This window comes from Methanoregula boonei 6A8, assembly GCF_000017625.1.
GTDB classification, from domain to species: Archaea; Halobacteriota; Methanomicrobia; order Methanomicrobiales; family Methanospirillaceae; genus Methanoregula; species Methanoregula boonei.
On the sequence record NC_009712.1, the window covers coordinates 1469741 to 1489922 of the forward strand.

The window sequence follows — 20182 nt, forward strand, 5'->3', positions numbered from 1 at the left end:
TGAGCCCGGTGTCCACCCATTAGGCATCGGCCTTGCGGGCCGTCCTGCCCGCGCCTTTGAACTGCCATTCGGATCGAATGGGGGGATGACAGACACAATGCACTGAATTGAACCATGAGTGTGGAGGAGCGTTATGGATTTTTTGTCTAAGTTCTATTTTAACTACCGGAGAATCATCAAAACCATCCAGATCTACCTGCTGCTGGCCGGTCCCGGTCTTATCGTCATGATTGCGGACAATGATGCCGGGGGTATCACCACCTATGCGGCAACCGGGGCAAAATTCGGGTACAACCTGATCTGGTTTTTGATCCTGCTTGGACCTGTTGCCTACTTTGTCCAGGAGATGACCGTACGGCTCGGGGCCGTAACCAAGCATGGGCATGCAGAGGCGATATTTTCCGCGTTTGGTTCGTTCTGGGGCTGGTTCTCCCTGTGCGATCTGACCCTGGTGAACTGGCTTACACTCGTGACCGAGTTTATCGGGATGACCGCAGGCCTTGCAATATTCGGTATGCCCCCAGTACTAACGGTCCTTATCGTAATCTGCATCATGATGGCGATTGTCGTTTCGGGCCGGTACTGGACCTGGGAGAAGCTCACGATGGTGCTCTGCCTTGTGAACCTGATCTATATTCCCGCGGCATTCCTTGTTCACCCTTCCCTTGACCAGGTGATCCATAACGGATTTATCCCCAACTTCCCGGGCGGCTTTAACGGGGAACTGTTCTTTTTCCTGATGGCAAACATCGGTACCACAATCGCTCCATGGATGATCTTCTTCCAGCAGAGCGCGGTCGTGGACAAGAACATGAAGGAGAAGGATATCCCCTGGGGCAAGTTTGACACAGTGGTCGGGGCCATCTTCACGGTTCTTGTTGCAGTCTTTATCATTATTGTGACCGGGACTTTGCTCAAGGGGATGGACGTGGAGAGCGCTGCACAGGCCGCAGGAATCCTGATGGGCGTACACCCATGGGTGGGAACGCTGCTTGCCATTGGCCTCTTCGATGCAGGATTCCTCGGTGCACTCTGTATTGCACTCACGAGCTCGTGGGCATTCGGCGAGGTTTTCGGGTGGGCACACTCCTTAAACTACAAGGTAAAAGAGGCAATCTGGTTCTACCTCTTCTACTTCTTTGGACTTGCAACAGCAGGATGTGTCGTCCTGATCCCCGGCGCCCCTCTCGTGCTTATCACACTTTTTGTCCAGGTCGTTGCAGTGACCCTGCTCCCGGCAGCGCTTGTGTTTTTGATCATCCTTCTCAACAACGAGGAAATCATGGGGAAATACAAAAATACCCTCTTTGACAATATCGCAAATATTACCATCGTGACGGTCATCATTGTCATATCCTCGTTATATGGGATCAGCACGTTATTCCCGAACATGTTCGGGTAGGGGAGGCAAAAGAATATGGCATTTAACCTGGAAAACGGTATCATCGAACCGGTCAAATCGAGTGTTGCAAACGGCATAGCCGCGGTCAGGGCAATCAACAAAAAATACGAACACCCGAGGATCACCATGTCACCCGGGGTAAAAGCAGCCCTTCTCCTCCTGCGGCTGTACCTGATCTTCCTTGTGCTCCTTTTGGTTTACAAGTTCTATACAATCATAACAGGAGGATCGTTATGACCCCAAACGAGACTGCCACAGGGGCGGCAAAAGCGGCGGACAAGGAGATCTTCCTTTCCGAAATCCTCGGTATCCCGGTCCTGAGCAGAGAAAAGAAGATAGGAACTTTAAGTGACCTGATCATCGTGGAGACCGCGAAGATCCCTGAGGTAAAATCGCTCTACGTCAAGAGGTCATTTGGGTACCCCAGCCTGATCATTCCCTGGGAGAACGTGGTGGAGCTGGGGCACCGGGTCATTGTCGATATTCCGGCACTTGAACCCTTTGAGGCTAATCCCCCTGAGGACGCACTCCTCCTCAAGGACTATGTAATGGATAAAAAAGTCCTTGATCTTGAAGAGAGCGAGGTAGAGGTAGTGTACGATATCCGCCTGGTCCACCGGAACAAAAAACTCTATGTAACGGACGTGGACACGGGCAAGTCTGCCCGACTGAGGAGATTTGGCCTGAAAACACTCTCCCGGGTATTCTCTTCTGAGGAACCCGAAGACCAGATGATCTCCTGGACCTATATCCAGCCGCTCCCGACCAACATCGGGAGCTTCAAGGGAGATGTGAAACTCAAGGTCTTAAAGGAGAATCTTGCGGAGATCCACCCGGTGGATCTTGCCGATATCATTGAGGAACTCGATCACGACCAGCGGATGGCGGTCTTTGCCTCTCTCGACAATGAACACGCATCAGATACCCTTGAAGAGATCGAACCCAATGTCCAGCGAGACCTTATTGCCTCGCTCGACATTGCAAAAGTGGTGCCCCTCATCAGCACCATGACCCCGGGGCAGGCTGCCGATGTCCTCTCGGCGATCCCGCACTCGGAGGCTGAGGACATCCTTGAGGCCCTCACGCCGGAAATGACAAAGAAGATCCGGGCCATTACCGAGAAGCAGGAAGAGAAGGTGATCCACTACACCACCCAGAAGATCCTCAAATTCCTGCCGGAAACACTTGTCGAGTACGTGCAGAACGATTATCCTAACCATGCCCGGGGAAAAGATGTCATCATGTACATCTACGTAGTGGATGCACAAGAGCACCTGATGGGCGTGGTGGACTTAAAAGAACTCCTTATTGCCGATGACAAGGCCCCGCTTTCGGCTATCATGTCCGAGAACGTGATCTCGGTAAATGCCGAGAGCACGCTCAAGGAGGCCTCGCAGGAGTTTGAGCGGTATGGCTTTCGGGCCCTGCCGGTTACCGATGACGAAGAGCATCTTATCGGGGCCATCCCCTACCGCGATGTGATGGATCTCACCCATCACCTCCTTGAATAATTTTTTTAGGGTCCGGGGGAGAGAACAACACAATGGACCCGGCACCCAAAACTGACCCCTGGGAATATGAGTACTCCAGGAAAGGGCGCCTCTGGGGGGGGGCAGTCCACCACCTGCCGGAGATTCCTCGTGAAGGACGCATCCTTGAACTCGGGTGCGGCGATGGGAAAACCTATCGGACCCTGCTGGAACGGGACTATGAGGTCATCGGGATCGATAGGGCAGCGTCAGCCCTGAATCTCTGCCGGTCATTGGCTCCTTTGGGATCCGGCGCACAATTTGCGCGAGCCGATGCCTGCAGCCTGCCATTTGCGGACGGATCATTCTCCAGCGTTATTGCATTCCATGTGATCGGCCACTTGCCGGATGAGGGGCGGGCACGTGCCGCACGCGAGGCGTCCCGTGTGATACGAAATGGCGGCACGCTCTTTTTTTCCGGTTTTTCCTGCGAGGATTTCCGTGCCGGGGCCGGCTCGGATACCGAACCGGGAACCGTGCTGCGCAAAAACGGGATTGCAACCCATTACTTCTCCGAAGAAGAAGTACTCGGCTTGTTTTGCAGGCTGCATCCCCTCTCATGTATTACCCGACACTGGGTAATGACCATACGCGGACAGCCCCTCCCACGGGCCGAGATTGCAGCCGCATTTACAAAAACCTCCTGAATATACAAAGGAATAGACAAAATTCCGGCGTATCATAGAGGAATCCTTAAATGGGCTGGCAACCTTATTTTCTCCCGCACAGGGAAGTGCATTTTATGAGAAAAGAAATTCTTCTTGTCCTGTTTGTGTGCAGTGTACTGATTGGATGTGCAATGGCAGCCGTACCGGATGCCAACCAGACAGTCGCCGCAAATACTACGACCACAGTTACGACCGCGCCGCAGCTTATCGGTGGCAACATGGGAACTTACCTTGTCACTTCAAACGTTGAAGGGGCAAATGTGACCTTCGATTCAGATTACAAAGGTATCATTACCGGCGGCCAGCTCGCGGTACCCGTATACACGACCGGCACGCCCTACCGGACGATCACCGTACAGGCACCCGGATACCAGATTGCTACCGTGAACATCACCCAGTACCCGGCAGCGAACCAGACCGTTGACGTCCCGGTGACGCTTGTTCCGCTCGCAGCGGCCAACACCACTGAGGTGCAGGCAAATGCAACGGCACCGGCTACCGTTTCCACGGAAATGACAACTGCCATGGCCCCGGTCTCACCGGCCCCGACCAAGTCCGGCAGCCTGCCGTTTGCCGCCCTTGGCGCGTTTGTCGTACTTGGGATATTTGCAATCCGGTCACGCCGGTAGACAATCCTCTTTTTTCTTTTCCGTTCGGATCTTTGCGGATGCGGGCGGAATGGCAGTACTGATGGTGCGATTGCACAGAGTACCTCATCCAAGCCTTCATCTTTTGCGAACTGCAACAAAATATCCATGACCGATGCCACGTACGGCGCAAAGATCCAGCGCGACGGGAAGACATACGCGATCCAGACCCGGATCCCTGCTGGTGTCGTAACCCCGGCTGAGCTCGAAACCATTGCCCGGGTTACAAGGGATTATGCTATCCCACTGGTAAAGATCACCTCAGGCCAGCGCTTCCTCCTGATTGGCGTGCAGGAACAGGATATTGCAGGGGTGAGAAAGGACCTCGGGGCGCTTGGGACCGCATCCATTACCCCCGGCGTCCGGTACGTCCAGTCATGCCCGGGGATCTCGTACTGTAAGAACGGGACTCAGGACTCGATCAGCCTTGCAAAAGCGATCTCTGATGAATATGACGGAACTGATTTCCCGGCCAAGATCAAGATCGGTGTCTCGGGGTGCCCGAGGTGCTGCGGGGAGAGTCGCGTCCGGGATATTGGCATTATGGGCAGTGCAAAGGGCTGGACCGTGTACTTCGGCGGGCACAGTGGATTTAAGTCACGCCAGGGAGAGCAGGTTGCTACCGGCCTGACCACAGAGCAGGCACTTGAGTGCGTCCGATCCCTGCTTTCCTATTACCGGACTCATGCAGAGCCAAAGGAGAGGTCGTCCCGGTTCCTTGAGAGGGCAGGGACTGACTGGATTGGAAAAATCGTAAAAGAATAGCCGGAATCACACTACGGTAGAAGGGGGGCGGATATTATGTTGCCCCACCGGAAGAGTCCATAGGGCTCCCCCCATACTAACGGGCATTTTTCCCGTTCCTGCTTCAAGGTGTGCATCCGGGTTTTTGATCCTGATGAGGGGAGTTACTGCCTCCTGAATACCACTATCCCTGCAACCACCGCGAATCCGGCAAGGGCAACAGGGAAATCATATCCCGGAGCTTTTTTTGTCGTGGCTGTGGTGATGATGGCGTTCTGCTTTGCAAGCCAGTCATCAACTGATGAAGTGGTTGTGGCAGAGGTAGTGATCGCGTAGGTCGGGGCAGCGGTAAACAGCGGGGTGACGGCAGAAGTTGGCAGGGGAGTGGCAACATATGTCGAAGATATTGCCGCTGAACTTGCAGTAATATAATCTTCTTCTGTGGTCACATTGCTCCCCTCACCATTCGTGGCGGTAAAGGTGACCGTATACACTCCGGATACCGAGTAGGTATGAACCGGATTCTCAACAGAGCTTACGTACCCGTCACCAAACTCCCAGTACCACGAGGTCGGTGTGTTGGTTGACGTGTCATTAAACTGGACTGCAAACGGCACAGTTCCTGATGAGACATTACTGGAAAAACTCGCTACGGGTGTTGCGTTTGCAGTCACTGTGATGTAATCCGACACATAGGTGACGTTGCTTCCCGCAGAATTTGCTGCCGTGAGGTAAACCGTGTAGGTCCCTGCGGAAGTATACGTATGTACCGGATTCTCGGTGGTACTGGTATACCCATCGCCAAAGACCCAGCTCCACGAGGTCGGCGTGTTGGTCGATGTGTCGTTGAACTGGACCGCGAACGGAAGCACTCCCGAGGTAACATTTGAGGTGAAACTTGCTACCGGAGTGGTTGTCGCCGAGCTCACCGTAATGACCTTGTAACTTGTTGACTGTCCTGCTGAATTCCCTGCGGTCAGGTACACGGTATATGTCCCTGCCGAGGTATATGTCCACGACGGACTTTCCGAGGTACTCGTATTTCCGTCACCGAAGATCCAGCTCCATGACGTAGGAGAGTTCGTAGAGGTATCGGTGAAAGTGACCGTAAGCGGTGCGGTACCCGATGTCGCGGATGCAGAAAAGGAGGAGACCGGAGTAGTCACTGCGCTTTTCACGGTTATGGTTTTGGTAGTTGAGTTGCTCCCGAAGGAGTTGGTGGAGGTAAGTGTCGCGGTGTAGGTTCCTGCTGAGGTGTACGTCCACGATGGGTTTTCCGTGGTACTTGTATTCCCGTCACCAAAACTCCAGCTCCACGAGGTCGCATTCGCGGAAGCATCGGTAAAAGTAACCGTAAGCGGTGCGGTACCCGATGCTGGCGAGGCAGTAAAGGAGGCAACCGGGACGGTTGTGTAGGTTTCTGCTGCCACCGGCAGGATCAGGCAAAGGAGACCCAGCAGAAAGATGCATCCCGTAAGAAGGCCGTATCCGGCAAACGCAAGGGATCTTCCGCAATCAGTTTTCTTCTTTTTTATGAGGCAAATCATGGTACTCATTCCTGGGACGCAGAGACGGGGCAACTCTGCACAGGGCAGTAAGCCCACCGGTTGCATCTGTGTGGAGGAGGGTATTCCCCGGGGTCGGTTTTATTCCCGGGTTTTCCTGCAGGGTGATAGCGATGGGGAGAATATAAATTGGAATTACGCTGGAAAGGCAGGACTTGCGCTGCCAGGACAACGATTGTACCAGCAGGTTAAGCATATCCCCAGACAGGATTTTTGGCCGGAATGTTTTTTATCCACTGGGTTAAGTGAAAATTTCCCGGCAGTCATTGTCAGGGAAAGCGGAATATTGAAAAATGGATTTTTCCTTATAAGTACGCTCATCCGGAGAAAGTCTACAGATCATTATCCATTGAAATTGTGGAAACGGTAGCAGTTGTCGATAAATTCCTGTTTGCGGTGTTCGCTTGCATTCACCGGCGGTTTCAGGTACCCGATATCTGGAGTCTGCTGTGCCGGGCAGAAAGGGCAGAGGGCAGCATCCACATCGTTTGCCTTCTCCCGCACCGGGCAGTAATATACGCCATCGATCCGCTCGACCCGGTCGCCGCCGGGAAAGCGCATCCCCACCGGGTGACCAGGTTCCTGCCGGACGATCATTGCAAAACCCGCAAGCAGAAATTTCAAAAAACGCAGGCGGAGATCTCCCGGGCCATTCCGGCACTGCCCCTCCACCATCCCCCAGTAGGAGCGTTCATGGGCGGTGACCTGCTCTTTCATCCGCGCAAATGAGCCCTGCTGCTCTGCGAGCCGAATATCCTGGTATGTCCCGAGCAGGTGGAGGGTAACTGATGCTTCGAGTTCTGCACGGTACTCCATGGAGATGTCCTGAATTGTATTCCCGAAATTTGTCATCATCTGCCGGATGTCGCGGGGTGAGTACTCCAGGACAAGGGCGGCGATCTTTTTCCCGAGATCCCCGCGGGTTTCTGCAGTGCCCAGATCCTGGCACGCCTCCGCTATCAGGGCAGCAGATGCTGGAGGGTCGGAGGGGCTCTTATTACCTAGGTGAAAAAATGACATGTTGGGAAAGACCGTGTTCCACTACAGGGTATTTTTCCCGGCCCTAAAGAGATTTCCTCACGGAACATCTGAACCTGACCCAAAGAAAGACATTTTTTTACTGTTTCAGGTATACCTGCCCGTGGTGCAGCGAGATTTTTTATATGCACCACACATATAATGGAATATGGTGTCTGCCATGAGTGAGTGTTTTATTCGCCAGTAAACTGCGCTTTTTTGATACCACGTTACGGGACGGGGAACAGACCCCGGGTGTATCGTTAAACCCGGACCAGAAGTTGGAGATTGCGACCAGGCTTGCAGCCATTGGTGTCGATGTGGTCGAAGCGGGTTCAGCTGCAGCATCAGCTGGAGAGCAGGACGCGATCAGGCTTATCTCGGATGCCGGGCTTCCCGTGGAGACCTGCACCTTTGTCCGGGCGGTAACGTCAGATATTGACTATGCCGCGGACAATGGCGCCGATTCCGTGCATCTTGTGATCCCGGTCAGTGACCTGCATATTGAGAAAAAGCTGCGGAAGACCCGCGTGCAGGTAACGGATATGGCGTGGAGCTCGGTGGAGTACGCGAAAAGCCGGGGGCTTATCGTAGAACTCTCGGGTGAGGACGCCTCACGCGCCGACCTGGCCTTTCTTAAGGAGATCTACTCCGGGGGGGTGGAACGCGGGGCCGACCGGCTCTGTTTCTGCGACACGGTTGGCCTTCTCACCCCGGAAAAGATTGCGGCATATATCCCGCCGCTTGCCGGGATTGCACCGCTCTCCATCCACTGCCACGATGATCTGGGCTTCGCACTTGCCAATACGGTGGCGGCATTAAAGGCCGGGGCCGCCTGTGCCCATACGACAGTAAACGGCCTGGGAGAGCGGGCGGGGAACACACCTTTTGAGGAACTCGTAATGGCTCTGGAGGTGCTGTACGGGTACCACACGGGAATAAAAAAAGAGGAGATCTATTCCCTCTCTACGCTTGTTTCCCGCCTTACCGGAGTCCCGCTGCCGGTCAACAAGGCTGTTGTGGGAGAGATGGCGTTCACCCACGAGAGTGGCATCCACGCCCATGGCGTGATCCGCGAGCCGGCCACCTACGAGTCCATCCGTCCCGAGCAGATCGGGAGGAAACGCCGGATCGTGCTCGGGAAGCATTCCGGTTCTGCCTCTGTGGAAGCAGCACTCCATGAGATGAAGTACGCACCCAACGAACAACAGCTCAAAGCTATCGTAGCAAGGATCAAGGATCTCGGCGATTCCGGCAAACGTGTGAGCGACGCAGACTTAATGGCCGTTGCCGATACGGTGCTTGCCATGGAGTGCAAACCCACCATCAAACTGCGGCAGTTCACCGTGGTCTCTGGGAGCAGCATGATCCCGACTGCATCGGTCACTCTTGAAGTGAAAGGAAAGGAGATGACCGGTGCCGCTACAGGTGACGGGCCAGTGGATGCCGCCATGCAGGTACTCGCCAAATCAGTGGCCGATGTGGCTGACATCCGGCTCGAAGAGTACCATGTGGATGCGATCAGCGGCGGCACCGATGCGCTGGTCGAAGTGACCGTAAGGTTAAGTAAAGACGGGAAGATAATTACTTCACGCGGTGCACGCACCGATATTATCATGGCGAGCGTCGAGGCGATGATCGCCGGGATGAACAGACTACTCGAGGAACGAACATGAAGACCGGGGCAAAACTCCTTGTCGAATCACTGCAGCGCGAGGGCGTCGATACACTGTTCGGCTACCCTGGCGGATCAGTGCTGCCGATCTATGATGAACTCTATGATTCACCATTGCGGCACATCCTGGTACGGCATGAGCAGGCAGCTGCGCATGCCGCCGACGGGTATGCACGCGCGAGCGGCCGCGTAGGGGTATGCCTTGCCACCTCCGGGCCCGGTGCCTGCAACCTGGTGACCGGTATCGCAACGGCCTATATGGACTCGGTTCCCGTAGTCGCCATTACCGGCCAGGTCCCGACCACGATGCTCGGGAACGACGCGTTCCAGGAATCGGACATCCAGGGCATCACGATGCCGATTACCAAGCACAATTACCTGGTAAAAGAGACTTCAGACATTCCCCGCGTGGTGCAGGAAGCATTCTACATTGCAGGTACCGGGCGGCAGGGGCCGGTTCTCATCGATCTCCCCAAGGATGTCAACACCCGATCGGTAAAAGAGCCGATAGTCCCGGAGAAAGTGGTGCTCCGGGGCTACAACCCGACCTATAAAGGGCACAAACGACAGATCGACAAGGCCATCGAGCTCATCACGACAGCGGAACGGCCGCTCATCTACGCGGGCGGCGGGGTGATCTCATCCAATGCCTCACCGGAGCTTGTGGCCTTTGCCTCCACTCATGGAATACCGGTAACAACAACCCTCATGGGTATCGGGTGCATTCCCTGTGACCACCCGCTCAACATGGGGATGCTGGGAATGCACGGCACCGAGTACGCAAACTTCGCGGTCACCGAGTGCGATCTTTTGATCGCCATCGGGGCCCGGTTTGATGACAGGGTCACTGGAAAGATCGATACTTTTGCACCGAACGCGAAAGTGATTCATATCGATATCGATCCGGCCGAGATCGGGAAGAACAAGCGCGTGGATGTTCCGATTGTTGGAGACACAAAAGCAGTACTTACCGATATCATAGCAGGTCTTGCCAAAAAGAATGCAAGCGAAGCATGGCAGAAGCGGATAAAGCACTGGAAGCAGAACCACCCCCTCCGGTACGGGAAGGACAACGGCTGCCTTCACCCTCAGTTCATCCTCCAGCAGATGAACGAGCTCCTGAAAGGCGATGCTGTGATCGTCTCTGAAGTGGGCCAGAACCAGATGTGGACCGCCCAATACTTCTGCTTCCGCCATCCCCGAACCTGGATCACATCTGGCGGCCTTGGCACAATGGGCTACGGCTTCCCTGCAGCAATCGGCGCACATTTTGCCCGGCCCGATGTGCCGGTCTTTGATGTGGCGGGCGATGGGAGCATCCAGATGAACATCCAGGAAATGGGAACGGTTGCGCAGTACAATATCCCGGTGAAAATCGCGATCCTCAACAACATGTACCTCGGGATGGTACGCCAGTGGCAGGAGCTCTTCTACGACCGGCGTTATGCTTACACTGAGCTCCCACCGGTAGAATTTGTCAGGATCGGACAGGCATATGGGATCGAAGGGATCAAGGTGGAATCCTGCGACGAAGTGATGCCGGCGCTCAAAGCTGCTGTGGACCATGACGGGCCGTTTGTGCTGGACTTCCGGATCGAGCGTGAGGAAAATGTCTTCCCTATGGTGCCGGCCGGGGCTGCCATCAACGAGATGATCGGGGGGCATCCTCCATCATGAAGGCACATACACTCTCCATCCTCGTGGAGAACAAGGCCGGGGTCCTTTCAAGGGTCACCGGCCTCTTCTCACGACGCGGATTTAACATCGAGAGCCTTGCGGTAGGCACCTGCGAGGAACCGGACATGAGCCGGATCACGATCGTTGTGATCGGCGATGATGCACAGGTCGAGCAGGTGATGAAACAGCTCAACAAACTCATCGATGTGATCAAGGTCTCGGACTTAACTGACAGCGAGCGGGTGGAACGGGAGCTTGCCATGTTTAAGGTGACGGCTGAACAGGGAGAGACCAGGGCCGAGATCATGCAGATTGCCACCATCTTCCGGGCCCAGATTGTGGACGTGGGGGCAAAGTCCGTGATCCTTCAGGTAGTGGGAGATACCGACAAGATCAACGCGATGGAGAAACTGCTCCGCCAGTTCGGGATCAAAGAGCTGATCCGGACCGGCCGGATCGGGATCATGCGCGGCACAAAGACCGTAACGAGCAGCAAGTAATTTTCTTCTTTTTTACACTATCCTCTTCCGGAGAGATCGTATTTGGGATTGTCGCTCACCCGGCCTGGATGCTGTCTCTACGGAGGACAGACCCTTTCCGGGGGCTCCCGCTCCTGAGAAAATACGTGTACGAAAAAAGGGGGATAATCAGAGGTACAGCATCAGCACGAGCATAATGCCGGTCACAAGGGTGAGTATAATCGCGACAGGTGCGACCTTGCGGACCACTTCGCCCTCGATACCAATCTTGTCTACGACCGCGGCGGCATTAATGATCTTTGCAACCGCAACTCCTGATGCAATGCCTCCAGCCACCAGGTGGGCAGCATAGACCTGGAGGAAGTCAAGGTTGAGGACATCGGTCGATTTTTTGAGGATGCCATAGAACATGACGTTGGATGAGGTCTCACTTCCCGAGACAAAGGATCCAAAGAGACCCAGCATGGGGCTAAAAAGCGGGAACGCGACGCCGAAGATAAGGGCCAGCACAAGGCCGATAACCACGTTCATATTTGATGCCGCCGGGGCCAGGGTGAGTGCACCGTTGCTTACCGATTTTCCTGACCAGTCCATGACATAGGCAATAGCAAAAAAGACCATCGCGGCAAGGGTCGGGCTCCATGCCCGTTTCAGCCAGAGCTTGGTAATTTTGCCAACCTGCTCTTTTGACCGGATCAGGACAGGTGCAGTGATAAGGGTACTGATAAGCACCCAGAAATACGCCTGGCTCAGGAGATTCAGGTTGACGATCTGGTCGGCCATGACCGGGATCTTCTGCATGTTGCCAAGAATCGAAGGCAGCCCGGACTTGAGGACCGGGATGCTGATGACAATACAGAAGAGGACCAGCACCACCCAGGGAAGCGCTGCCTTCCAGAGCGGCATCTTGTCTTTCCGTTCGTCTTTTGCAGCCTGGACCGCGGCAGGCTCAGCGACATCAAGCGGCCGGCCCCGGATCTTTCTCATCAGGAAAAGGACTGCAACGGTGACAAGCCCGGAGAAGACTCCCACGAGGCCGATTGCCGCAGCCGGGAGGATATGCACGAAAAGGATCGCACAAAGCCCCAGCGTCAGGCCGGCGACAAGTGCGGTGAAAAATCCTTTCTTTACACCGGTCCAGCCATCGGCTACCCAGAGCATGGCAAGCGCGATTCCTGTCGAGATCACCGGCAGGAACCATGCAACCGTAATCCCAAGGGAGCGAACATCGATGCCGAAGGCAGCTGCCGGAAGCGTGATCGGGACTGCCAGCAGCGAGAATGAGGTCAGCGGATCATATCCCAGGCAGGGCAGGGCAACTGCCGCAAGGGGGGAGAAACCGAGAGCGAGCATGATGGGCGGGAGCATGGTCACCGGGGTAGCCCCGATGGACACCAGAAATGTCCCGAAACCTACGTTTAACATCATAATCTGCTCGTACCGCTCCGCAGCAATCGTCTTGATGTATGCCGTGATGCTGCTGATCGCACCCGTCACGTCCATCATGGTGACCTGCAGGATGGAAAAGAGCACCATCAGCGAGATCCCAAACGATGAAAGCACGCCTTCCCAGGATGCCGCCAGTGCTACACTGGCGCTGGTCTGGAAAAAGAATACTGCAATTATAACGGTCAATACCCATCCGAAGATTCCCATCAGCGTTCCGGACTGCCGGAAAAGGACAAGCCCGATAAATATCAGGAGCATGGGCAGGATGGCCAGGATAAACAGAATACTCAGGTCCACTTTGATCTACCCTCCGGGGTATGGAGGATTTGTCTGCTATGCCATAGCATAACACTATCGTTTTGATTCTACATTAAAAAGGACGGAAAGTGCACTAAATGCCCCGACTTTTTCCTGCCAGAAAGGTTTTAACGTGAGTTCTATATGATCTGCCCGCCAACATCTGGGGCAGTGAAGACTGCAATTCTTGGGGGCGGTTTATCCGGCCTTGCGCTGGCACGGCTCCTGTACAAACAGGGCATGGAGCTCGTGGTACTCGAAGGGGAACCGGTATATGGCGGCCTCTGCCGATCCTCCACAAAGAACGGGTTTACATTCGATAACGGCGGCTCGCACATCATCTTCTCGCGGGACACAGAGGTCCTCTCTTTTATGAGAGATATGATCGCGGACAATATGCAGGAGAATATCCGGAACACGAAGATCTTTTACAAAGGCCGGTATGTGAAGTATCCATTCGAGAACGGCCTTGCAGATCTTCCAGACGAGGACAGGTTCTTCTGCATTTCCGAGTTTGTAAAAACTCTTGTTGCAGTGGAAAAGGGCGAGCTTCCTGCTCCTGAGACGTTCCGCGACTGGATCTACTATACGTTCGGCAAAGGAATCGCCGAGTGCTACATGGTACCGTACAACGAGAAGATCTGGAAGTACCCCTCCCACAATATGTCCCTGCACTGGGTGGACGGGCGCATCCCCCGGCCCCCGGTTGATGATGTGATTAAGTCCGCGATCGGCATCCCCACGGAAGGCTATACCCACCAGTCGGTCTTCTCGTACCCGCTGGATGGAGGCATTGAGGCTCTGGTAAAAGCAATTGCCCGGCCAATAGAACCGTTTATCAAAACAGGATTCCGGGTTCAATCGGTCAGGAAAGAACACGGGTACTGGCTCATCAGCGATGGTACAGAAACGATACAAGCAGACCGGATCCTCTCCACTATCCCGGTCCAGCACCTGCTTGCCGCCCTGGAAGGTGTACCGGAAAATGTCAGGAAGGCCTGCAATGCGCTCACGTACAACTCGCTGGTCTGCGTCAACATTGGTGTCCGCGGGACGGTACCGGACTACTCGTGGCTCTACATTCCTGATCCGGCGCTCGGGAAGACCAACCGGATCTCGTTTCCCTCGCAGTACAGCCGACATGTGACACCTGAAGGGTGCAGCGCAATTCTTGCCGAGATCACTCACCAGCCCGGCGATCCCGTGGCAAGGATGAATGACAACGATCTGATCGCCGAGGTCACGACAACGCTTACCGAAATGGGAATTATCACTCCCGATCAGATCGTCTTCTCTTCAGTGGTACGCCAGCCGTTTGCCTACGTGGTGTACGACAGGAACTACCAGAAGAACATCGCAATTGTCCGCGAGTACTGCAATACTATGGGCATCCCGCTTGTTGGCCGGTTTGCACAATTCGAGTACCTCAATATGGACGGGTGTATCCGGAGCGTGCTGGACTTTGTGGCATCCTATCCCGTATAAAATCCCCGCGCTTTCGGCATCACGCTTATTATCAGAAAACCCTAAAAAAGTACAGGAGTTTTTCATCCCCCCATGATCTCTGTTATCGTCCCCTCATTTAATGAAGAGGAGAACATTGCCCAGTGCCTTGTATCGCTCTCGCACCAGACCATTGAACGAAGCGAGTATGAGATCATTGTGGTGGACGGCGGATCCACAGATAAGACCTGCGAGATCGCCAGAAAGTATGCGGATAAGGTATTTATCCAGACCAGCAAGAAAGTCGGCGGCGCCCGTAACGATGGGGTGATGGCAGCAAAGGGAGATATCATTGCCTCAACTGATGCCGACTGTATCCTCCCTCCGTACTGGGTAGAAAGGGTAAAAAAGGACTTTTCCGACAAGAACATAGTCCAGGTGTACGGGCCGGTGTACCCCATTGAGGACAGTATGGGGAACCACTTCTCGCTTCTCCTGGCAAATACCTTCTCCCGGATCGGGTATTACAGCCGTACGTTTTACTATACGCTTGGCTGCAACACGGCATTCAGGAAAGACGCATTTCTCCGTGCAGGTATGTACCGCTGCATCGATGCCGGGGATGACCTCGAAATTGCAATGCGCATGAAGGATCAGGGAAAGATCCGTTTTGACGGAAAACTTAAGGTAGGATTCTCCATGCGCCGGTACCAGCAGTATGGTACCTTTAAATCCCTGTATGAGTGGCTCTACATCGTAGCGCATGGCGGGGAGTCCCAGAAGTATGCCTACACCCAGAAAAAATACAACAAATGAGGGCGGGATAAGAATAACAGGGCAGCCGGAATGTGAGGACACTCCCGCCCCTGTCGCTGTTGAGGACCGGATAGCCGAATTCGAGGAGAGTGGGTTTGGCCGGCTATTGGGGCTGCATATCACCGAGGCGCGTGATGGCTATGCCCGGGTTGAGATGGACTGCGAGGGGAAGTGCAATCCGCACGGGATAGCCCACGGCGGGGCGATTTTTGCTCTTGCCGATCATGCATTTGGGATCGCGTCCAACTGCGGGAATTTCCACCACACGGCAGTCTCTGTCCACATCCAGTACCTTGCCCCGGCAAAAGGCCGGCTCGTGGCAATTGCCGAACGTGTGGGAAGAACCGGTACCTGCGAGATGCACCGGGTCACCGTGTACGAGGGTGACCGGATCGTAGCCATCTTTGACGGCGTCGCATTCCGGGTCTCATCGTAGTTCCCACAGTGTTCCTTTCTTCCTTTCCGGTAACCTGCCGCTTTATTGTATTGTTGTACCTCATACTTCCCTATGACAGCTGAGAAAGATGCAGTGGCCACTGTTGCCGGACTCATGGCCCTTGCAGCCCGCACGGCGCCCAAAGGAAAAGGGCAGGACGAGATCCTCATCACGGTACTCACTGATGTCCAGAAAAAGAAAGTCGCAACGGCGATGCAGGAGTACGGCACGAAAAATGGCGTGGGTTTCTTCCTGCGCGACGCCGGCAATGTAGCCGCAAGCGATGCCTGCATCGTTATTGGTGCCCGGGGAAAGGCATACGTCGGGATTAACTGCGGGGCCTGCGGGTATCCCACGTGTGCGGCTTTTGCCAAGGCAACAGGAAAGGCAAAGACGCAGAATACACCTTTTGCCGGCCCGAACTGTGCGGTGAGGATGACGGATCTCGGGATCGCGGTAGGTTCCGCAGCAAAGACTGCCCAGATCCACAACGTGGACAACCGGATTATGTACTCGGCCGGGTCAATAGCGATGGCCCTTGGGTTCCTTGGCAGGGATTGTACGGCAGCCTACGCCATCCCGCTCTCGGTATCTGGAAAAAGTATCTACTTTGACCGGCCAACCTCAAAATAAGATTCAAGCAGTAGTTGTAGGACCCAAAATTCGTGCAGGGCGAGCATCAGGATGCCTTTTGCATCACCTCTCTTTTAACCCGGAAATGCTAATACCGTACAGAAGGCTTCCTTATGTATACCCTCGTATTGCTGCGCCATGGCGAAAGCACCTGGAACAAAGAGAACCGCTTCACCGGCTGGACCGATGTTGACCTTTCAAAAGATGGGATTGTTGAGGCCGGGAGATCCGGCCGGCTGCTTAACGAAGCCGGCTTCACCTTTGATCTCTGCCATACATCTGTGCTCCGCCGGGCTATCCGGACACTCTGGATCGTACTTGACACAATGGACCTGATGTACCTCCCGGTTCATCATTCGTGGCGGCTAAACGAGCGTCATTACGGGGCACTTCAGGGGCTGGACAAACGTGAAACCACCGAGAAGTACGGCAAAGAACAGGTCCTGCTCTGGCGCCGGGGCTATGCAGTACGCCCGCCGGCACTTGCAGAGGAGGACCCCCGGCATCCCCGGTTTGATCCCCGCTATGCGGGTCTGGGGCCGGATGCACTACCGGCAACCGAATCCCTGGAGGATACGCTTGCCCGGGTGGTGCCGTACTGGAAAAATTCCATTGCCCCGGAGGTGAAGGCAGGAAAACGGATCCTTATTGCAGCACACGGGAACAGTATCCGCGCACTAGTCAAGTACCTTGATCATATTCCTGACAATGAGATCACCGGGCTCAACATCCCGACCGGTTTCCCGCTGGTGTACGAGATTGACAAGGATCTGCACCCGATCCGTCATTACTATCTGGGCGATCCCGATGAGATCCGGCGGGCAACTGAGTCGGTGGCAGACCAGACCTCGGCAAGGAAATAATCTTTTTTTATCAGATGCCGCTGCACCAGATTTGTCCAAAAACCTGTCTGATCGAAACCTTTTCGTTCCAATAAGGATCATAACCACTGACAGACCATGCCAGTGATGATGATACGCGGCGGCGACTTGGATCTCGTGGAGTATGACTTCCGGACATTCCTCCCCGGCGAGATCCCAAAGACGCTCGGCCTGGAGAAGAACAACTACCGGCTCCGGCCAAAGAAGGGAAAGATCGTGGTAAAGGCCCCGGCCCGGATCCATCTCTCGGTTCTTGACATGAACCGGTTTGCCCCGGATCATGCTGGTGGCGGAGGGATCGGTTTTGCGATCCAGTGCTACTGCACCGCCGAAGTGGAATGTACCCGCCAGGGTCTTTTGATTGATTACAACCGGTCGGTTATTATCGAGAACTTTGTTGCGGTCTTTAACAAGGCCGTCGGGTATACCGGCGGGTTTAAGATCAAGGCAACAGACCATGAACGCAAGCATGTGGGCCTTGGATCTACGAGCACGGTGATGATCGCTGTGGCAACCGCGTTGAATGAAGCCGTGGGATCACCGCTTTCCAATGCAGAACTCCGTACCTTGATCGGTCACAACTATGTTGAGGAAACAGCTGACGGCGCCATTGCATTTGGTTTTGAAACCGGCGTCGGGCCTGCGGCAAGTACGTATGGGGGGATGGCCGTGATGGGCGATGAGCTGGTGCTTGTGTACCACCATGCCTTTGCTGAGGGCAAGAATGTCTTTATCGTGGTTCCGCCCACGGATATCTCCTCTGCCGGCACAAAGGAGTTTGATCTCCTCATGAACCGGGCGCGGACGCTCGATTACCGGGACCGGGAACTCAAGGCATACTTCCTTTTGATGGACTTCGTTCCCGCACTCGAACGCAATGATCTCAAAAAGATCGGGGATGTCATCTGGGAGATCGAGTTCCGCGGCTCAAAAAGGGCCGAGGTGGAGCACCACAGTTACCGGATCTACCAGTACATGAGCATGCTTCGCGAAGCCGGTCTCGAATTCGTGGGCATGAGCTCTGTGGGGCCGTCAATCGCGATCGTAACTGATAAGAGCAGAAAGGAGATCCAGAAGATCCTCGCGCCGCTCGATCTCTCAATTGCCATTGCCACAAAGGTGGACAATAACGGCCTCTCAGTCACGTACGGAAAATAGAATTCTCTTTTTTTAAACTACCGGGCAAATTACTGGCAACCATCCTTCTTCTGCTGCCAGCACGAGGAGACAATGCCGATAATAAGCAACAGGATCGTAACTGCCGTTACTGCAGCCACCATGAGGAGAAGCAGGCTCATATTCTCCCGAACAATGGGGAGTCTGCCAAAGTAGAAACCCGACAGCACCACGACAAGCGTCCACGCGACTGCGCCGAGCACATTGTAGAACAGGAATCGGTGGAACTCCATGGTCCCAACCCCGGCAAGAAACGGTGCAAACGTCCGTACCACCGGTACGAACCGGGCCACAAAGATAGTAGTGCCGCCGTACTTCTCGTAGAATGCGTAGGTATCATCAAGATACTCTTTTTTAATCAGGTTCGGGAACCGCTCCTTAAAAACGTGGATCCCAATGTAACTGCCCAGCCAGTAATTGAGGGCATCGCCGCAGACAGCTCCGAGAATGAAAGCCACGATCAGGAGGTTAAGGTTGAGGATTCCCCCGGCTGCAAGGGCTCCTGCAACAAAAAGCAGGGAATCCCCGGGCAGAAATGGCGTGACAACGAGGCCGGTCTCAAAAAAAATGATGGCAAAGAGGATCAGGTACGTCCAGAGGCCATAACTGTGCACCACCCCGGCAAGGTGCAAATCGAGATGGAAGATCAGATCGATAAACGATACCATCATGGCTGGTACAAGATATGAGGCCGCCTGCATATATCTACCTGAGGTACAAACCATCGGTTGTAGGGAACCCACGCCGGGAACATTTTAATCCGGGACGCCCTACGGTACAACTGTCCCATGATCCCTACCGCAAAAATCCCACGCATGGCCCTGGCCTGCGCTATTTTCTGCCTTGCGGTTCTCCTCATAGCCCCGGCCCATGCATTTACTGCAGACTCTCTTGCCATCGCGGTGGGAACAAACGGTGATGCGATTGCAGATTTCCATTATACACTTGAGGGTGTGATTGAGAACGCCATCCCGCTCTCTGTGCTTCAGGACCAGCTGATCAAGGGGCTTGCAACCAGTTCCGATCCTCCACAGGTCATATCCTTTAATAAATCTGACGCAAGGCTTCTTCTGAAAAATTTCGCGGTCCCAAATACGGTGTCAAACGGAACCGAGTACCAGACCGCCTCCATGGACTTTTCCAAAGCCCAGGTAGCACTAAAAAATTCAGCAGTAAGTACCGTAATCACTGCAGATTTTACCCCAAAGATCACTACGGTTACCTTCCCGGACGGATACTCACAGCAGTTTACCGATCAGTCCACCCTTCCCGGGATTGATCACGTCATTGCCGGCACATCACAGGCAGGCTCCCTCCAGGTAAACACGTCACCCGAACACGCGCGGATTTCTGTTGACGGCGCCTATATCGGCGAGAGCCCCGGGCTCTTTTCGGGCATTTCCCCGGGAAACCACCAGATTTTGCTTGAGGCCGATGGCTTTGTACCCCTTTCCCGTAATGTCACAGTGACCGCAGGACAAACCGCCCAGCTCGCAGTAATCCTGTCCTATGCTACAACTCCGACACCGCAATCGGGGGCGCCGGGAACCGGGCCGGTAATCGTGGCAATTGCCCTTGCCGGGAGCTGCGTTCTTCTCCTGCACAGGAAAATGGCCTGATCCTTTTTTGTTCATTTCCTGCTCTGTAA

20 protein-coding genes are annotated in these 20182 nt (G+C 54.6%); 16 read left to right on the forward strand and 4 right to left on the reverse strand.

Features of this window, described 5'->3' with window-relative positions; all coding sequences use genetic code 11:
- Positions 1-133 precede the first annotated feature (133 nt).
- The 6 genes from MBOO_RS07495 (at position 134) to MBOO_RS07520 (ending at position 5011) form a co-directional block, all read left to right on the forward strand.
- Positions 134-1402 (forward strand): NRAMP family divalent metal transporter, encoded by a 1269-nt coding sequence (locus MBOO_RS07495; RefSeq protein ID WP_012106985.1) that lies wholly within the window; start codon positions 134-136, stop codon positions 1400-1402.
- 15 nt (positions 1403-1417) lie between these two features.
- Entirely contained in the window at positions 1418-1639 is a 222-nt protein-coding gene (locus MBOO_RS07500) for a hypothetical protein (RefSeq protein WP_012106986.1), read from the forward strand.
- Positions 1636-2913 (forward strand): magnesium transporter MgtE N-terminal domain-containing protein, encoded by a 1278-nt coding sequence (locus MBOO_RS07505; protein WP_012106987.1) that lies wholly within the window; start codon positions 1636-1638, stop codon positions 2911-2913. The genes MBOO_RS07500 and MBOO_RS07505 overlap by 4 nt, the downstream gene beginning before the upstream one ends.
- A 32-nt stretch (positions 2914-2945) precedes the next feature.
- Positions 2946-3578: a class I SAM-dependent methyltransferase gene (locus MBOO_RS07510; RefSeq protein ID WP_012106988.1), complete on the forward strand. Its 633-nt coding sequence runs from the start codon at positions 2946-2948 to the stop codon at positions 3576-3578.
- Positions 3579-3673: 95 nt separating this feature from the next.
- On the forward strand, positions 3674-4228 hold the full coding sequence (locus MBOO_RS07515; protein WP_012106990.1) for a PEGA domain-containing protein: 555 nt from the start codon (positions 3674-3676) through the stop codon (positions 4226-4228).
- Between the two features lie 126 nt (positions 4229-4354).
- Positions 4355-5011: a nitrite/sulfite reductase domain-containing protein gene (locus MBOO_RS07520; RefSeq protein WP_012106992.1), complete on the forward strand. Its 657-nt coding sequence runs from the start codon at positions 4355-4357 to the stop codon at positions 5009-5011.
- A gap of 143 nt (positions 5012-5154) precedes the next feature.
- On the opposite strand, the gene MBOO_RS07525 is transcribed toward MBOO_RS07520, so the two are convergent.
- Together MBOO_RS07525 and MBOO_RS07530 are read right to left on the reverse strand one after the other, a co-directional pair.
- Positions 5155-6537: a PKD domain-containing protein gene (locus MBOO_RS07525; RefSeq protein ID WP_012106993.1), complete on the reverse strand. Its 1383-nt coding sequence runs from the start codon at positions 6535-6537 to the stop codon at positions 5155-5157.
- Between the two features lie 360 nt (positions 6538-6897).
- A complete protein-coding gene (locus tag MBOO_RS07530; protein ID WP_012106994.1) occupies positions 6898-7575 on the reverse strand; it encodes a DUF2115 domain-containing protein in 678 nt (225 codons plus the stop codon).
- A gap of 182 nt (positions 7576-7757) precedes the next feature.
- Here MBOO_RS07530 and MBOO_RS07535 point away from each other — a divergent pair, with 182 nt between their 5' ends.
- From MBOO_RS07535 to ilvN, 3 genes are read left to right on the forward strand one after another with little or no spacing between them, the layout of a single operon-like run.
- A complete protein-coding gene (locus MBOO_RS07535; RefSeq protein WP_012106995.1) occupies positions 7758-9248 on the forward strand; it encodes a 2-isopropylmalate synthase in 1491 nt (496 codons plus the stop codon).
- Positions 9245-10924, forward strand: a complete 1680-nt coding sequence (ilvB, locus tag MBOO_RS07540) for a biosynthetic-type acetolactate synthase large subunit (RefSeq protein WP_012106996.1) — start codon at positions 9245-9247, stop codon at positions 10922-10924. The genes MBOO_RS07535 and ilvB overlap by 4 nt, the downstream gene beginning before the upstream one ends.
- Complete coding sequence (gene ilvN, locus MBOO_RS07545) at positions 10921-11424, forward strand: acetolactate synthase small subunit (RefSeq protein ID WP_012106997.1); 504 nt, start codon at positions 10921-10923, stop codon at positions 11422-11424. Before ilvB ends, ilvN begins: the two co-directional genes overlap by 4 nt.
- Positions 11425-11571: 147 nt before the next feature.
- Here the strand turns inward: ilvN and MBOO_RS07550 are convergent, their stop codons facing one another.
- Positions 11572-13149: an L-lactate permease gene (locus MBOO_RS07550; RefSeq protein WP_012106998.1), complete on the reverse strand. Its 1578-nt coding sequence runs from the start codon at positions 13147-13149 to the stop codon at positions 11572-11574.
- Positions 13150-13293: 144 nt separating this feature from the next.
- Here MBOO_RS07550 and MBOO_RS07555 point away from each other — a divergent pair, with 144 nt between their 5' ends.
- From MBOO_RS07555 to MBOO_RS07580, 6 genes are all read left to right on the forward strand, one after another.
- The gene (locus MBOO_RS07555; RefSeq protein ID WP_012106999.1) at positions 13294-14634 is read left to right on the forward strand and encodes a protoporphyrinogen/coproporphyrinogen oxidase; all 1341 of its coding nucleotides are present in this window, start codon (positions 13294-13296) and stop codon (positions 14632-14634) included.
- 72 nt (positions 14635-14706) lie between these two features.
- Positions 14707-15408, forward strand: a complete 702-nt coding sequence (locus MBOO_RS07560) for a glycosyltransferase (RefSeq protein WP_012107000.1) — start codon at positions 14707-14709, stop codon at positions 15406-15408.
- Positions 15377-15844, forward strand: coding sequence for a hotdog fold thioesterase (locus MBOO_RS07565; protein WP_012107001.1), 468 nt, complete (start codon positions 15377-15379; stop codon positions 15842-15844). The genes MBOO_RS07560 and MBOO_RS07565 overlap by 32 nt, the downstream gene beginning before the upstream one ends.
- 72 nt (positions 15845-15916) lie before the next feature.
- Positions 15917-16477, forward strand: a complete 561-nt coding sequence (locus MBOO_RS07570; protein ID WP_012107002.1) for a ferredoxin domain-containing protein — start codon at positions 15917-15919, stop codon at positions 16475-16477.
- Positions 16478-16590: 113 nt separating this feature from the next.
- Entirely contained in the window at positions 16591-17340 is a 750-nt protein-coding gene (gpmA, locus tag MBOO_RS07575) for a 2,3-diphosphoglycerate-dependent phosphoglycerate mutase (protein WP_012107003.1), read from the forward strand.
- A 96-nt stretch (positions 17341-17436) separates the two neighbouring features.
- Positions 17437-18516: a GHMP family kinase ATP-binding protein gene (locus MBOO_RS07580; protein ID WP_012107004.1), complete on the forward strand. Its 1080-nt coding sequence runs from the start codon at positions 17437-17439 to the stop codon at positions 18514-18516.
- 29 nt (positions 18517-18545) lie between these two features.
- Here MBOO_RS07580 and MBOO_RS07585 read toward each other — a convergent pair whose 3' ends face one another.
- Positions 18546-19235, reverse strand: a complete 690-nt coding sequence (locus MBOO_RS07585; protein ID WP_232385588.1) for a VTT domain-containing protein — start codon at positions 19233-19235, stop codon at positions 18546-18548.
- Positions 19236-19322: 87 nt separating this feature from the next.
- On the opposite strand from MBOO_RS07585, the gene MBOO_RS07590 reads away from it, so the two are divergent.
- Positions 19323-20153: a PEGA domain-containing protein gene (locus tag MBOO_RS07590; protein WP_012107006.1), complete on the forward strand. Its 831-nt coding sequence runs from the start codon at positions 19323-19325 to the stop codon at positions 20151-20153.
- The last annotated feature ends 29 nt before the right edge of the window (positions 20154-20182 follow it).

What these genes read in the sequence shown, in the direction of transcription:
- MBOO_RS07505 (WP_012106987.1), top strand. Translation starts at nt 1,636, where the DNA reads ATGACCCCAAACGAGACTGCCACAGGGGCGGCAAAAGCGGCGGACAAG.
- MBOO_RS07585 (WP_232385588.1), bottom strand. Translation starts at nt 19,235, where the DNA reads ATGCAGGCGGCCTCATATCTTGTACCAGCCATGATGGTATCGTTTATC.
- MBOO_RS07525 (WP_012106993.1), bottom strand. Translation starts at nt 6,537, where the DNA reads ATGATTTGCCTCATAAAAAAGAAGAAAACTGATTGCGGAAGATCCCTT.
- MBOO_RS07565 (WP_012107001.1), top strand. Translation starts at nt 15,377, where the DNA reads ATGCCTACACCCAGAAAAAATACAACAAATGAGGGCGGGATAAGAATA.
- MBOO_RS07515 (WP_012106990.1), top strand. Translation starts at nt 3,674, where the DNA reads ATGAGAAAAGAAATTCTTCTTGTCCTGTTTGTGTGCAGTGTACTGATT.
- MBOO_RS07570 (WP_012107002.1), top strand. Translation starts at nt 15,917, where the DNA reads ATGACAGCTGAGAAAGATGCAGTGGCCACTGTTGCCGGACTCATGGCC.
- MBOO_RS07560 (WP_012107000.1), top strand. Translation starts at nt 14,707, where the DNA reads ATGATCTCTGTTATCGTCCCCTCATTTAATGAAGAGGAGAACATTGCC.
- MBOO_RS07510 (WP_012106988.1), top strand. Translation starts at nt 2,946, where the DNA reads ATGGACCCGGCACCCAAAACTGACCCCTGGGAATATGAGTACTCCAGG.
- MBOO_RS07495 (WP_012106985.1), top strand. Translation starts at nt 134, where the DNA reads ATGGATTTTTTGTCTAAGTTCTATTTTAACTACCGGAGAATCATCAAA.
- MBOO_RS07590 (WP_012107006.1), top strand. Translation starts at nt 19,323, where the DNA reads ATGATCCCTACCGCAAAAATCCCACGCATGGCCCTGGCCTGCGCTATT.
- MBOO_RS07520 (WP_012106992.1), top strand. Translation starts at nt 4,355, where the DNA reads ATGACCGATGCCACGTACGGCGCAAAGATCCAGCGCGACGGGAAGACA.
- MBOO_RS07500 (WP_012106986.1), top strand. Translation starts at nt 1,418, where the DNA reads ATGGCATTTAACCTGGAAAACGGTATCATCGAACCGGTCAAATCGAGT.
- MBOO_RS07530 (WP_012106994.1), bottom strand. Translation starts at nt 7,575, where the DNA reads ATGTCATTTTTTCACCTAGGTAATAAGAGCCCCTCCGACCCTCCAGCA.
- gpmA (WP_012107003.1), top strand. Translation starts at nt 16,591, where the DNA reads ATGTATACCCTCGTATTGCTGCGCCATGGCGAAAGCACCTGGAACAAA.
- ilvB (WP_012106996.1), top strand. Translation starts at nt 9,245, where the DNA reads ATGAAGACCGGGGCAAAACTCCTTGTCGAATCACTGCAGCGCGAGGGC.
- ilvN (WP_012106997.1), top strand. Translation starts at nt 10,921, where the DNA reads ATGAAGGCACATACACTCTCCATCCTCGTGGAGAACAAGGCCGGGGTC.
- MBOO_RS07555 (WP_012106999.1), top strand. Translation starts at nt 13,294, where the DNA reads ATGATCTGCCCGCCAACATCTGGGGCAGTGAAGACTGCAATTCTTGGG.
- MBOO_RS07580 (WP_012107004.1), top strand. Translation starts at nt 17,437, where the DNA reads ATGCCAGTGATGATGATACGCGGCGGCGACTTGGATCTCGTGGAGTAT.